10 protein-coding genes and 4 pseudogenes are annotated in these 13,996 nt (G+C 58.3%); 8 read left to right on the plus strand and 6 right to left on the minus strand.

What is annotated here, in order from left to right:
* From JQK88_RS34690 to JQK88_RS34705, 4 genes and pseudogenes are all read left to right on the plus strand, one after another.
* A pseudogene (locus tag JQK88_RS34690) lies at nt 1–127 on the plus strand (IS630 family transposase); the annotation flags it as partial.
* Nucleotides 128–505: 378 nt separating this feature from the next.
* Nucleotides 506–721: a hypothetical protein gene (locus tag JQK88_RS34695; RefSeq protein ID WP_192247828.1), complete on the plus strand. Its 216-nt coding sequence runs from the start codon at nt 506–508 to the stop codon at nt 719–721.
* Between the two features lie 288 nt (nt 722–1,009).
* Nucleotides 1,010–2,593 carry a hypothetical protein gene (locus tag JQK88_RS34700; RefSeq protein WP_203281063.1) on the plus strand — a complete coding sequence of 528 codons (1,584 nt, stop codon included), beginning with the start codon at nt 1,010–1,012 and terminating at the stop codon, nt 2,591–2,593.
* Nucleotides 2,594–2,913: 320 nt separating this feature from the next.
* Nucleotides 2,914–3,198: a hypothetical protein gene (locus JQK88_RS34705; RefSeq protein ID WP_203281064.1), complete on the plus strand. Its 285-nt coding sequence runs from the start codon at nt 2,914–2,916 to the stop codon at nt 3,196–3,198.
* Between the two features lie 214 nt (nt 3,199–3,412).
* Here the strand turns inward: JQK88_RS34705 and JQK88_RS34710 are convergent, their stop codons facing one another.
* The 3 genes from JQK88_RS34710 to JQK88_RS34720 all read right to left on the minus strand — a co-directional run bounded on the left by JQK88_RS34710 (nt 3,413) and on the right by JQK88_RS34720 (nt 8,272).
* A complete protein-coding gene (locus JQK88_RS34710; RefSeq protein ID WP_203281065.1) occupies nt 3,413–4,675 on the minus strand; it encodes a hypothetical protein in 1,263 nt (420 codons plus the stop codon).
* 837 nt (nt 4,676–5,512) lie between these two features.
* A complete protein-coding gene (locus JQK88_RS37315) occupies nt 5,513–6,823 on the minus strand; it encodes a sensor histidine kinase (protein WP_203281067.1) in 1,311 nt (436 codons plus the stop codon).
* Nucleotides 6,824–7,222: 399 nt separating this feature from the next.
* A complete protein-coding gene (locus JQK88_RS34720; protein ID WP_203281068.1) occupies nt 7,223–8,272 on the minus strand; it encodes a LysR family transcriptional regulator in 1,050 nt (349 codons plus the stop codon).
* Between the two features lie 187 nt (nt 8,273–8,459).
* On the opposite strand from JQK88_RS34720, the gene JQK88_RS34725 reads away from it, so the two are divergent.
* Both JQK88_RS34725 and JQK88_RS36775 read left to right on the plus strand, forming a co-directional pair.
* Nucleotides 8,460–9,086 (plus strand): response regulator, encoded by a 627-nt coding sequence (locus tag JQK88_RS34725; protein ID WP_203281070.1) that lies wholly within the window; start codon nt 8,460–8,462, stop codon nt 9,084–9,086.
* Nucleotides 9,087–9,268: 182 nt separating this feature from the next.
* Nucleotides 9,269–9,571 (plus strand): annotated as a pseudogene (locus tag JQK88_RS36775) (IS481 family transposase); the annotation flags it as partial.
* A gap of 155 nt (nt 9,572–9,726) precedes the next feature.
* Here the strand turns inward: JQK88_RS36775 and JQK88_RS37875 are convergent.
* Complete coding sequence (locus JQK88_RS37875) at nt 9,727–10,572, minus strand: transposase (protein WP_446669888.1); 846 nt, start codon at nt 10,570–10,572, stop codon at nt 9,727–9,729.
* 695 nt (nt 10,573–11,267) lie between these two features.
* Nucleotides 11,268–12,023: a carbonic anhydrase gene (locus tag JQK88_RS34740; RefSeq protein WP_203281071.1), complete on the minus strand. Its 756-nt coding sequence runs from the start codon at nt 12,021–12,023 to the stop codon at nt 11,268–11,270.
* Nucleotides 12,024–12,505: 482 nt separating this feature from the next.
* Between JQK88_RS34740 and JQK88_RS36780 the strand changes: the two are divergent.
* Nucleotides 12,506–12,823, plus strand: a pseudogene (locus tag JQK88_RS36780) (thiolase family protein); the annotation flags it as partial.
* Here JQK88_RS36780 and JQK88_RS37740 read toward each other — a convergent pair.
* Nucleotides 12,732–12,932 carry a thiolase family protein gene (locus JQK88_RS37740; protein ID WP_376740495.1) on the minus strand — a complete coding sequence of 67 codons (201 nt, stop codon included), beginning with the start codon at nt 12,930–12,932 and terminating at the stop codon, nt 12,732–12,734. The pseudogene JQK88_RS36780 and the gene JQK88_RS37740 overlap by 92 nt on opposite strands.
* Between JQK88_RS37740 and JQK88_RS37745 the strand changes: the two are divergent.
* Nucleotides 12,931–13,744, plus strand: a pseudogene (locus JQK88_RS37745) (acetyl-CoA C-acyltransferase); the annotation flags it as partial. The gene JQK88_RS37740 and the pseudogene JQK88_RS37745 overlap by 2 nt on opposite strands.
* Between the last annotated feature and the right edge of the window lie 252 nt (nt 13,745–13,996).

Raw genomic sequence — 13,996 nt, forward strand, 5'->3', positions numbered from 1 at the left:
ATTCATCGAAACCCACAACGAAAACCCCACCCCTTACAAGTGGGTCAAATCCGCCGACCAGATCCTCGCATCGGTCAAGCGTTTCTGCCAGAAGACAATGAACCGAACTTCAGATTCAGGTGACTAGTCGGCGCCTTCTGCCGAAAGGAGGGCGTCGGCACCCGGGATCCAGTTTATTCGCGGCTCACGGAGGCGGGACTACCAGCGCGGTCCTTTACCGGGCTGATGCGACCGCGAAGACGTCGCTACCCGGCAGCCATGGACTGTCCGCAATGCCCCCTCGGCTTTGATGGGGCCTGAGCGATGAACTGTTGCAAAAAGTTGGCACAGTGCCCTTGGCGTGGTGGAGGTCGCATCAAACGTTGCCCGTGAAGCACGGTGATGCGCCGCAGGTTGGAAAAGACCATGTCCCGGGAGCATGATGGCATATGGATTTGGCATGGCGAGAAACGCTCGGCGGGCTGTAGGATCGGACGTCCTTGATCTGGCTACATAAGAGGCGGCAATGAAACCGGAACAGAACAAGCCGGGCGGTACTTCCGACCACGACGATCCCGCCGGACCCGGGGTGGGCGACTTCATCCGCCAGGCCGATTGTTGCAGCCAATGCTGCTTCAAATGTGTCCTGCCGCTCAAGCGGAAGGTGCCGTCCCAGTTGGATTTCATCTGCACGAATCGCCAGTCCGAGGACGGCCGGCAGATCAAGTTCTGGCGGCAATAGACCGTGTGCCAATGCAAGCTGAGTGGCTGAACCCGTTCTTCATCTCCCAGCAAGTTGCTGGTTTCCGCTGATCTCTCATCAGGCCATCGAACGACTCATGAAATACGTCAGCATGAAATGAAGGCTTCGCCAGCACGGCGCTGGTGCTCGAAGGCCGATGAAGTTTTCGGCCTGTCTCAGCTTCAATGCCGTTGACCCGAGTCTTAACTCGGAATTGGGCAGACGACGGGGCCTCTCATCCATCCGTCAACCTATCTTAATGTACGACAACCAGTGTGGAGACATAAAATGAACCAAGTACACAGCAAAGATATGGCCAAAAAGTACCTGAACCTGATGAATAGGTCCAGAGACGGGCTGGAGTTCTGCTTCGCTGTTGGCACGGTTGTAATCGCCGCCCATGAGAAGCCAATTCCAGTTGTTTTGGTGCGAAAGAAAGGCCTGGCCGGCCTGAGAACGGTTCTCGAACGCATGGAATATAAAGCTCCTGAAGGACTTCAGAAACCCAGTAAGTTCAAGTTTCTGGGGTCTGGCACAGGGAGAATGAACGAAAAGGACGTTGTTCTGGCACGGATGGCCAAGGGCAAATTCCAGACGGCAAAAATGCAGATGAAAATGTATTTCAAAGACTTGAGGGTGAGCCTGCCAGTCATGCAGGAAGCGGAACCCCTTAATGAAGAAGACCTCAATCGATTCGAAGTAGCTGCTCAGGATAACTCTGACGACTTACCGGAAAATGACTATCAGGAGTTCGCTAAACAGAACCCAGCGGGAGGCGCCGAGGAGGCTCTCTCCGAGATGATCAAGCAAACCATTACAACTTCGGCAGCGTCAATCGCAGCTCACGCCATTAGCCTTAGTCGGCAAAGCGGGTTAATGCAAACCGCCGAATTGGGCCCGCTGACAGAAAAAATCGCCGACTGGCTCAACGGGATGCTGGCTGCGACGCCGGTGGAACAGCGGGAGAATGCCCTCCACAATTTCACTTGCCGGTTGCTGCTGATGCTGGCCTACGACGACAATCGGCGAAATCTCCAATACGTTGACGAGGCGGTCGACGCAGACGAGATGCAGGCGGATAGTCCCGGAAAGTCGAACGAGGCAGGCGTTGGCGACGGCACCACCGGTATCGAAGCGGTCATGGTAGATGGGATCGATCTTGACAGCGTTCCGAGAGACACTCTCGAAAAGGAAGAGGTCGTGGAAACCCTGTTCCGAATGACCAAGGCAAGGGCTCAAGAGCGACAGCTGCCGTATACTATCGAAAAGGCGAGTTCTGATAGAATTGCGATGATCGTATCTTCGCAATGGCCCAAGGAAGAAGGGCCGGTCGGCAGCAGGCGCGAGATTTTGGAGCGTCTGATTGCCGTGGTTGAGCAGCGGCTGGGCAAGGATGATCAACTGATCGCCCTGCTTGGTCTCAAGAAGACGGACAAGCTGGAAGGGGATTTCGTCGCGACCATTCGGAGCATCGAAGCTAAATGGCGAGCGAGTTTGGACGCGGTGTCGGTGCAATGGGAGGCGACGAAGAGCAAAATCAACGAGAAGTACGATGTCGAATCCCTCGGTGGAACCTGGAAACCTATCGAGGACATTATCGTGAAGGTCAATGATGCGGTATCGAACCAGCTCACTACTCTAGTTGAGCAAGAAGCCGAGCCAGGAGTTGACGTGATCGCGCGCGGTGAAGCGATCGTCGAATCGGTCCTTCACGACCTCGACGGTAACGAATTCGTCCAACTACTTGACAATCCTCCTGCTGCCTTCGCTCCTATCCTGGTCGGGAAGACGCTGCGGGACGGGATCGGTATTGTCGGCAGCGAGCTGAAGCGCATCAAAACCTCTCTCGACTTGGCCGCACCGGCGGCCTAGCCGCTCAATGTTACGCCCTACGCGTGTTCAGCTCCCGGCTTCTAACAAACAACAGCCCGCCAATCGCTTCCGACTTGGCGAGGACAGTCATTTTGCTCGTTTGAACGGGGAGCGGAACGCCTTTGGCGCGACTTGGATGGGATAGTTTCAAAAGCTCTGGAGAGAGTACGGCTCTTGCCCTGTCCGGTTGCTGAGCAAGATGCGAATGGCGCAGCAGCGCCTCGTCGACATCGCCGACAGGTCCGGCACGCCATCGGTTGTGGCGGCCGATCCGTCTCTCGACCGGTTCCTGTCGGGCCTGCGGACGGCTTGGAAGGAGGGTGAAATCCGCCCAACCGCGCAAGCCAAGCCGAAGCAAAAACGGGGCCGTCGGCGACCGGATCCCTTCGCCCTCGTCACCAAAGAACTGCAAGCGTGGTTTGACGAAGAGCCCTGCCGGGCGAGCCGCGCTGGAGCGTCTGCAGGCGGAGCGTCCGGGGCAATATCCCGATCAGTTGCTGCGCACGTTGCAGCGCCGCTTGAAGATCTGGCGAAAGGAAAAGGCGCACGCAATGGTGTTCGGCGCGATGCAGTTCGAGCCGGCAATCGAGCCGATGACGAATTGATCCGGATCCCAGTCGTGGGGAACATTATGATGAGGCAACGGACAATGTCGGTCGGGAGCATTCCACGGTGAGGCAATACGCGCTCGCAGCTTCATTGTCGCACCGCAATCCACTGCTCAGTCATCGCTTTCTTACTGCCGGTAGAGAAGAATGTGGCTTCGTCCTTCTGGGCCCAACATGGCCGTGCAGCGCTGCCCTCTGATGTAGATAGTCATCATTTGCTGGCTTGGCTCGGGAGTAGATCGCGGTAGTGCATTTGGCGCAACATGTCTATCGGCGCCTGAAAGCCGTCTTCCCAATTCGGGGGGACGTACTCTCCGAAATCGAAGGGAGCTGGCTGGTGATATGTCGGGCCGAAGATCGATGCCCCAATGTCTTGATCCCACGTTGGCGGGCTTGGCTGATTTACACTTTGTGCCGGCGAATAGGCGGGTGAAGGCATCCCCTGCCAAAAGTTCGCTGTATTGAAACTGTCGGCGGGCAACTGGCCGGCTTGATCCACTCCTGCCCAAAACTCCGTCGAATTGACGCTTTGCGGCGACGGAGCGGGTTGATCCGCCGCATCCACCGCGGCCCAAATCTCCTCTTGATCGAAAGTGTTCAACGGTGAGGGCGCGGCTTGATCCACTGGCGGCCGAGAGCTGCCTTCCCCAGCGCGCGAACTCTCCTGCCTGAGCTCCTGACGGTGCCTCTCAAGGATACGCAATCCCGCGATGGCGCGCGGGAAAAGCGCTGCAGCATGTTGGCGCAGCGAATCGCCATCAAGTCCAGCAAGACTCAGCCCGAGAGGCCGGAGCGCCTCAGACAACGCACGGAGCCCCCTACAATATGTTTTGACGGATTCCTCCCCCGTCCTCCCGCGAGCCAGTGCCGACTTAGCCGCCGCGTTGATGAGGTCCTCGTCTTCATCAGAGACAATATGAGCGCGGCGCCGATCCACTGGCGGCCGAGAGCTGCTTTCCCCAGCGCGCGAACTCTCCTGCCAGAGGTGCGTCTCAAGCATACCCACCGCCGCTAGGGCGGGCGGGTGAAACTCTTGAGCATAATGGCGCAGCGAATCGCCATCAAGGCCAGCAAGACTCAGCCCGAGAGGCTGGAGAATTGCAGACAAAGCACGGAGATGGCTACAATAGTTTTGGACGGTATTCTCGCTCGTCCTCCCGCGAGCCAGTGACGCCCCAGCCGCCGCCTTGATCAGCTTCTCGTCTTCATCAGAGATAATATATTGCGGGCGGCGCGGGCGGCGCCGCGGTCTTTCGGCTGCTGCTTGCTGTGGCTCGGCTGCTTGCTGTGGCTCGGCTGCTTGCTGTGGCTCGGCTGGTTGCCCCGCTTGCTGCTGTTGCAGCAAGTAGTAGTGCTGCATCCACGCTTCCGTGCCCTGTGCCCCGGTCAGGGCTCCCAACCACTGCATCGGGTCCGGGGCTGGATCGTCGTCGTCGGAAGTACCGCCCGGCTGGGCCTGTCCTGGGTTTACCATTGCCGTCTCTCCTGTAGCCAGATCAAGGATGTCCGATCCTACAGCCGGCCGAGCGTTCCTACCCATGGCAAATCCATATGCCATCATGCTCGTGAGACATGGTCAGGGACCCTTGTCGAATCAACGGCGCATGACCGTGTTTCACGGGGCAGTGTTTCCCCGACCACCGGTTTGAAGCCGCTCATAGCGACCTCCACCACGGCACGACGAGCGTTCGCGGACCTCTTCTGCCGGTAGTCGGAACGGGTTGCCTAATCGGCGGGGCACTGTGCCAACTTCTTGCAACAGTTCTTCGCTCCGGCCCCAACCAGAGACGAGGGAGCCTTGCGAGCAATTCTGATGGCGGCCGGTCTTTTGGCGCGCCGCGTCCATGGCTGCCGGGCAGGGATGTCTTCGCGGTCGTCATCCGCCGCGGCATGAGTGGGCTTTCGCGAGCCAGATGTTGCAATGTAGACACCCGGCCGGAACGTCGCGGCGTGCTGCGCGGGCTGCGTTAATGATCTTCTGCGGATGGTGGTCAACGCGACCCTCTATAGGGCCTCGATGGACTGCCTGTGGGGCGAGCTGCGAGGGGAGGCTTCCAATTCGACCGTGCAGGGCTATGGTCGCGGGAGGGCGCTGTTTAGCGGATCAACGCACGGTGCACCGATGTCGTGGTTTCGACTCGTGACTTGAAACGACGATCAAACTCGGCCGCCATGACGACTTTCGGGCGATCCTTGCACACCGCGGATCGAGAACGCTCGTTCTTTTTGAGGCCGTCGTTAGGTTCTGCCGTCAGCACGCGAGTGGTTCAGCGGGACGACATAGATCATGCGTGCCTCGGTTACGCGAGTGTCATCTCTTGGGAGCAATCGGCAACAGAATGCGCACGATAGTGCCGACCCCGGGCGTGGAAGTAATTCTAACATTGCCGCGCATTGCGTTCACCATTTCAATGCAACCTGTCAAACCGAGCCCGACGTGCGACCCCCCTCGGGTCGAAAAGAATGGCGTTGCGGCTTTGTCCAAAATATCCGAGGTCATACCACCGCCGCTATCCGCAATTTCAATGACAAGCCTGTGCGCGAACAAGAAGCGTCGATTGAGAAGGCTCGCACGGATCGTGATCTGTTTATTTTGTTTTCCCCGAACAGCGGTCACGGCGTTGTTAACGATCTCTTCGACGATCAAGCGCACTTGGGCACCAGGTACTTGCAATTCTTGTGCGTCAGATTCGATTTCCAACCGAACGTAAGTGTCCAATGCACAACTAATCTCTTGAAGAATTTTACCGAGTGGCTGGGTGCGAAGGTCTCGCTCTGAATTGGCGATCCGCATGAGCCCGTTATTGATACCTTCGAGCTCCTTTACCGCGTCTTGTGCAGCCTTAAGCATTTCGAACGACGGTGAATGCCGATTATTAAAATAGTCGAGAAACAATCGAAGCGCAATAATTCGTGATCGGGTCATATGCGCATGTAGCAACGAAAAGGACCGAATGTATTCATCGCGACGCCTGACAAACTCGGCACGATGCGCAATTATTATGAAGCCGATAACAACCAAAACGAGCGCAAGTGCGAAAATGAAGCGGTTGCGGGTAGCCGCGATCGAGATTCGTGCTTTCTCTTTCACGCTCCTGCGTTGAGCATCTGCTGAACTAGCGATTTCGGACAAATCGTGCTCAATTTCCTCCGTGTGTCGGAGAGCCTCGTCATAGTCTCTGCCGACTAGCGCGATTGGCATAATCCGCGTTTTTATGACCTCCCGGTCCTTGAGCAAAATATTGATTTCCTTTTGGCTCAACTCAAACGTCATTAGTCGGTCGATACTGTTGACGATCGATGTGACTTGGCGGCCGAACCCCGGCTCGATTTTCCTAGTCTCCCTGGCGAGACGAAGCCAGCCGGCAATCCGCACAACGCCCACCCGGGCTTGGTCCGATATGCACAGAGTTTTAAAGGTCTGACCGAACGCTTGTCCGGTCTCTTGTCGGTAGTATTCGGACCGAATAAACGACCAGCAACCTAGTGACAGCGCCATCGCCAGCACGACATAGAGGCGTGTGGTGGAGCTGAAGGACCTTTTTAGGATCATGGCACCGGCTGCACGCACGCGAACCGGACCCTTGAGCAGCGTGTAGGCACAAATAACGACGACTGCCACTCCAAAAGAAATACGGAAAAATTCAATCGGGTCCCTTTATACTCACTGGTCGACTCCTGGTGAGCCCGGTCAATCGTACTGCTGATCATCGTCAGATCAGACGTTAGTGGCCAATTCGAAAGCAACGGGCGTCGAACTCCTCCGTTCGCGTCTCAGCGGCCAAACTATCGAGTCGGTTCAACTGTTTGGCTGACTGGCCGCTATGTCGTTTGCGGCGAGCATGTCTTGGACGAAGGATCGTGAGGACGATTTTTCATTGTTGGTCCAGCGCGTTTGCGTCCAGGATCCCGGAGGGAAACAGATTTTAGGAAAACACGCTGGATCTTTTCGCAGCTCGCGGGGCATCCGACCCGGCTCATATCGACTGCAATAGCCGTGGATGCGAGAATGATGTCTGTTTCATGCTAGGTTAGAAAGGTAAGCTGCAGGCCCATCATTCTGCTGTCGTCCCTCATGCTTGTGTCGGCCTGCTCCTGCAGTCAGTGCTGCGGCGATCTCACCGCGCAGCCATTTGTGCTCCAGGTCGCGATGCCAACGCTCGTGCCAGATCAGCACGATCTCGTAAGGTTTCGTTTCCATCGGTAAATCTATCGCTGTGAGGGGTAGCATGGCGGAAAATCGCATCGCCGCCCGGCGCGGGACAACCAGGGCCAAATCGGAAGTCGCAGCCACCATCGCGGCCGTTAGCACATTCGAAAACCTCATCGGATTCCGATCCGGAGATCCCAATTCTGGCAGTTCGTCATGAATTGGCCCGACTTGGCTACCGGAGTTTGAGCTGATGGCGGCGTGACGCAGGGCCAGAAAGCTCTCCATTGTCCGTTCCCGCGCCAGTGCCGGGTGGTCGTGGCGCAGCAAGCAAACGAAGTGGTCAGTATAGAGGCTGCGCCGCAAGTAGCCGAGCGGAGCGGCAGCGATCTGCCCAACGGCCAGATCAATATCGCCTTCCTCAAGTGCTTGTAGGGTGCCTTTAAAGAGCGACTGGGAGACGATCTCAAGCTGAGGCGCGCGCTGCATGAGACGTGGCAGCAAAACGAGCGTTTGGTGATCGGGCATCGCCACCGTTGCTTTGGACCGCCGCCCCCTCGTGGGGAGGCTCACCATTTTTCGTATCGTATTCAACACCGACGGCAGCATTTGGGCTACGCGTTCGCCTTGCGACGTAAGGACGAAGCCCCTTGAGGCTCGAACCAAGAGATCATCATTGAATATGCCACGGAGCATTGCCAACGCCCGGCTCATCGCTGGTTGGCTCTTGCCGACGTAGTGGCCCGCATGCGTGACGTTGCGGCACTCCAGCAGGGCCTCCAATGCCACCAGCAGGTTCAGGTCGATCGACGCCAGATTCATCTCTGGTCGCCGTTCGACATGACGATCGCCGGCTATCAGACCCGCATGCGGCCGTTCCCAATTTAGTGAGGCATTTCGACTGCAAGAGAACTCGTCCATGATCTCTATCCCTCGATAACGTTGGCGTGAGCCTACCACAACCTCGCGTTGTAGTTTGCCGGCCACCATGGACGGATTACGGTTCCTGGAAAAGGGGTGCCGCCCTCCCTTTTTGAGGTTGCCTTTCTCGACCATATTTATCATAGACGGGTATGCGGGTGAGAGGCTTCAGCCATAGTTGGACCGCATGCAACAGATTTTAGTGATTGAAGATCAGGATTTAATGCGCCTGGCGCTGATCCAGGAACTTAAGAACTGCCTCACCGAGAGCGTTCTTGTTGGAGCCCCCACATTAGACATAGCTAAGACTCTAATGAAGTCCCAAGACTTTGATCTCGTTCTTATTGACCCCGGCTTGCCGGGAGTAAATCCAATCTCACTGTTCGACAGACTTTCGGTTATCGAGCAGGTGGTTGATGCATCCCCTTCAGCGACACACGTGGTTATCACTGGATCAGACTCGGTTGCCGAAGCTGGCCACTGTCGTCGGTTTGGTGTAGCTGGATATGTGGGCAAGACCGGACTGATGCGCGGACTTTTGGCTGAGGTGCTGCAGGATATTTCACAAAATGGATTTTCCATTCGGACATCGCCCACGGATCAATTGGCAGCTGATTTTCACTATTCGGGGCTTACGGGCCGGGAACAGGAAATCCTAGATTGCATGCGCCGCCGTGAGCGCGGAATGAAGCGAAAAGAAGTTTACGAACAGATCGGTGACCGGATTGGAGTCGACCCCGCCACTGTTGAGAAATACTACAAGCAGGCTCGCGCCAAGCTACTCAGGCGCGGCCGATTGCCGGACGGGATTTAAGACTATGACAGCGTAACAGAGCGTCCGTTGAAAGTGCCCCTGGCTGGCGCTTCCCCGTGAGGTTTGTACAGTCTCAGCTATGACGTGACCTCTGCAGCGCGCCTATTCAACACTATCAGCTAACTGTTCAGTCCCGGAGTGCGGGGGAATCAGCTTATCTGGTCCAGCATTCCGTCAGGGCCATGGGACAGATACTTCACGGCAGCGCCACGACCAACGCACGCAGTCCGAAAAAGAACTCGCCGCCCGGGGCCGAATCCCAAAACTGTCGCCAAGTGGCGCAAGCGCAGCGTCGTGCATGATGCGCCGATGAGAGACCGAATCGGTGCTGAGCGCCGAGGAGGAAGCCGCGGTCGTGGCGTTTCGCACGCGCACGCTCCTGCCGTTTTACGGCTGCCTCTATGCCCTTCAGGCGACGATTCCGCAACTCACCGGCTCATCGCTGCACCGCTGCTTTTCAGCGACACGACGTCAGCCGTCTGCCGGCATCACGCGCGTCTCGCCGGAAGAAAACGAGGCCAGGGCACCGCTCTCCAAGTGCCATGAGATTGCGTGCGACACGCCACCTGCGTCGTCCGACATGCGGCCATGCTAGGTTGTGTGCGTCAGGTTCTGCAAAAAAGGGCAGCCATGGTACTGGTCATGCGGCTTGGCGCAGAGCGAGCTTCTTGTGCTCGCGCGGGTCGTCCATGTTGATGTAACGGTTGGCCTCCATCCAGTTTTCATTGGTCTCGACGGCTAACGCCCTTACGAGGCGCAGGCAGCTCTGTGAGTTTGGAAAGATGCGTACGACATAAGTGCGCCGGCGGATTTCCTCGTTGAGCCGTTCAAGCATGTTGGTGCTCTTCAGATGCGGTGCTGGAGCGGCAGACGGTAGAAAGGTCAGCGTGTACTCGATGGTCTCCTCCACCCTTGTCGTCAGTCGTGGGTAGCGGGCCGACCATTTGGAAAGCCATGCGGCGAGATCGGCCTTGGCCTCGGCGAGATCGCGCCGGTCGTAGAGCCATCGCAGTTCCTGCAGGCATGCCGGCCGTCCCAGTCGATGCCAACCGCGATCAGCACCGCCTGGCTCATGACGATGCCGGCCTCGCGCACCTTCTCGTAGCGAGCATCGAGGATGAGGTAGGCAAAAGGCTACTTGAAGCGGGCGCTCGGCAAACACTTTCAGGCTCTCGTCCAGGCGTTTAGTTGATGGCCGAGATCGACGAGGCCGAGAGGGCATGGCGCACAGCTCTTCCGTGATCGCCTTGACCTTCCGGGTCGAAACGCGCAGCAAGTACATCTCGGCAAGCGTGGCCACCAAGGCCCGCTCCGAACGCTGGTAACGCTCGAAAAGCTCGGTAGAGAAGCGGCCGGCCCGGTCCTGCGGAACCCGCAGCTCAAGCTTGCCAACACGGGTGACAAGGGTGCGGCCATAGTAACCCGAGCGATAGCCGAGTTGCTCCGATGTGCGCTCGCCTTTCGAAGCACCCAGAGCCTCGTCCATCTCGGCCTCGAGCACTCCTGCATCACCGCACGGATCACTTCGTGCAGACCGTGCGGGTCCGAAAGCAGAATGTCTTTGACGGCGGCGCTGGCGGTCTTACTCAGCCTTGGTCATGGTGGCGTTCCTTCGCGGGAATCAGGTGACGTTGAACATCACGAGCCAGCCATGACCGCCCTTTCTCAGCGAATTTGCAGAACTCTCAGCACACTACCCCATGCTAGGCGCCAGGGTGGTGAGGTCGCCGCACGTCACGTCATCATTTACAAGATGCCATCACCTATCTTTCCAAGGTGTATGAAAAGCGGCGTGTTGGATTCAAATCGCGGCGCGGCCGTTCCCCCTTTCAAGGGTCAGTGCCGGCAGGGGCGAAATGAGATCCTAAGTGCAGTGGCGAAGTCAGATCAGTTGCTTGCGGAAATAGACGACTTGATCGGTTTCATGGAAGCCACAGTTTTCATGCGCTTGATGCGATCGCCTATTTTCTGGTTTCGGCATCCGAGCAGAGTTCATGAGAGCTGCGATGATGAGATCGATCGCAGCTTTCTCGACCAGGGCGCGGTCAGCTCCCTATCGTGCCTATCTCCGCGAAGATAGACATCGCACGGAGCTTTTTCCTCTTGAGCATCTTTAAGATGTCGCAGAGGTGCTCGTCGAGCGATTTGTCCTCCAGCCCCTTAACGCTGCAGGCTCGTCTGTCAGCTCGTGGTCAGGATGAAACGGCGGTTCGGCGCCAGCACTGGCCGCGCATTCATCGGATAAAGCGCGGTGAACTTGTCGATGTCGGCGGCGCCAACCTGCAGTGGCTCGCGTGCCACCATCCAGTCGACGATCTCCGAGCATGGCGGCGTCGTCAGCGAACCCTCGTAGCTCCAATAATCCAGCGAGGCCGGTAGGAGGCCGTTCGGATCCACATCCTCAACCAAGGCCTCGGCGACCGCCTTCGCCGGGAAAGCTGCCGCGAGGCTTGCAAGTGCCTCGTTTTTCGCACCCGGTGTCAGGAAGACGCCAAGCACGCCGAGCCCTCCGCTTTCGCGATTCTTATGGACAAAGTGCACCTCCATGGGGAAGGTCTTGCCTTCCACCAGATGTTCGCTCGGCGCGTGGAAGTGAAATTGCAGCAGGTCGGAGATCCTGCCGCCCCGGGTGAGCGTGCTGCCTTCCGGCACGTTGATCTGGATCGTGTGGCCATTGTTGACGATCGTGCCGCCGCCTGCCTTCCAGTCGATGCCGATCTGCGGGATATCCGCCTTGATGGCCCCTGTCAGGTTCAGAGGCGACTGCTGCGCGCCGGCCGAGCACGCGGCGTTCGCGCCATCAAGCGCCCCCCAATACTCTGGACCGCCTTTTCCTTGATAACTCCAGTGGACGCCCTCGACGGCAAAACCTGCCCGCGCGCAGATCGCGCATGCGCCCAATGTTATGAATCCCCTGATCAAATTACGCCGTTGCATGTGTTCGTTCACTCCTTTTCTACTATGGATCAAATGCCTCTGCGCCCGCAGAATGAGGTTGCACGGTGGCGTGGATGCCGTACTGCTTGCCGGTGACTATCTTTCGCATTGGTTCTGCTGTCCTGGCTGTCGTGGATGAAACAGTCCTGCGGCTGGTCGCTCGGCTAAATTCCAACGACGAGCGTGCCGCCCTGAGACCCGCACCCGCCGCCGCGAGCAGGATTATGATCGACCACGATCGACGAGCCGAACTTCCATACACGATCTGCTAATTTCGTGGGACCACCGAAACGTGCCTCACCGCTTCGAACCGCCTTCCGAATCGCAAGCCAAGTTCCTTTAGCGTGGATCTGCGTTCAGTCCTGGGCTTGTGACATTATCGAACCAACCGATCTGGCCTCGGTGAAAATAGCATGTGTGGGGTGATCACTCCCGTCGGCGGCAACGCCATCCAGACCGTGCAGTCGACCGACGCCAAGAAGGTGATCACCGTGCGCGTCATCGCCAGTGCCGGCCGTATTGCCGTCGGGTCCTTCAACGGCGCCTTCGCAAACACGCCCGCTCACGAACTGGGCGCGGCCGTCATTAAGGCCGTGCTCGAACGGGCGGGCGTCGGCATCGCCGACCGTGCACGAGCCGGAAATGCGGCTTCCGGAGATGCCGCGGATGTTGCGTCGATGCGGGGGAAGTGGGCGAGGTGATCCTGGGTCAGGTGCTGCCGGCCGGCGAAGGCCAGAACCCCACCCGCCAGGCTGCGATGAAGGCCGGCATCCCGCAGGAAAAGACGGCCTGGGGTGCCATCGACATCGACTCCATGCCGCCGGCCACGATGATGTTCGAGTCGCCGGTCACGATCTGTTGCATGCCGAGCGCGATCGCGCGCAAGCCCGAACCGCAAAGTTGGTTCATACCACCGCACTGCGCGCATCTGCGCGGCGGCGTGAAGATGGGCGACTTCAAAATGATGGACACGTTGATCAAGGATGGCTGACCGATGCCTTTTACGGCTATCACATGGGCCTCACCGCCGAGAACGTCGCGCGCAAATGGCAGTTGACCCGAGAGGAGCAGGACGAGTTCGCATTCCGCTCCCAGAACAAGGCGGAAGCTGCGCAGAAGGCCGGCAAGTTCGCCGATGAGATCATCCCCTTGATCGTTAAGACTCGCAAGGGTAACCGTCGACCAGGATGAATATATCCGCCGTGGCGCCACGCTCGATTCCATGGCGAAGCTCCGGCCCGCTTTCGACAAGGACGGCACGGTTACCTCGGGTAACGCATCCGGCATCAATGATGGTGCTGCCGCCACGCTTCTGATGACTGAGGCGGAGGCCGGAAGGCGCGGCGTCCAGCCGCTCGCCCGCATCGTCTCCTGGGCGACGGCCGGCGTCGACCCGCAGATCATGGGCACGGGACCAATCCCCGCCTCGCGCAAGGCGCTGGAAAAGGCTGGTTGGTCCGTCGGGGACCTCGACCTCGTCGAAGCGAACGAAGCCTTCGCGGCGCAGGCTTGCGCCGTCAACAAGGATCTCGGCTGGGACCCGTCGATCGTCAACGTCAATGGCGGCGCGATCGCAATCGGCCAGCCGATCGGGGCGTCGGGCGCACGCGTTCTCAACACGCTCCTCTTCGAGATGAAGCGGCGCAGCGGTCCCCAAGGGGCTCGCGACCTTGTGCATCGGCGGTGGCATGGGGATTGCCATGTGTGTCGAATCGTTGTGAGCGCGCAGAGCAAAGTCGATGGCTGGCGTCCCACATTAGACTTGGAGCGCGCGACCGCGGGCAGCGTTAGGCGGTCGGGATAGGTGGTGATCCTATCGAATTCAGCGGCGCGATGGGGTCGGAACAAGAGCAGTGCGAAATCGTACGCGGCCTTTATCAACCAAAGACAGCTACGGCTGATTTGATAATGATGCCGCCATCCGGGCTTCGGCGCATCTGACGACCCGTGGCGGTGCGAAAAACATTCGTCAA

The sequence above is a fragment of the Mesorhizobium caraganae genome (assembly GCF_016836705.1).
GTDB lineage: Bacteria > Pseudomonadota > Alphaproteobacteria > Rhizobiales > Rhizobiaceae > Mesorhizobium > Mesorhizobium caraganae.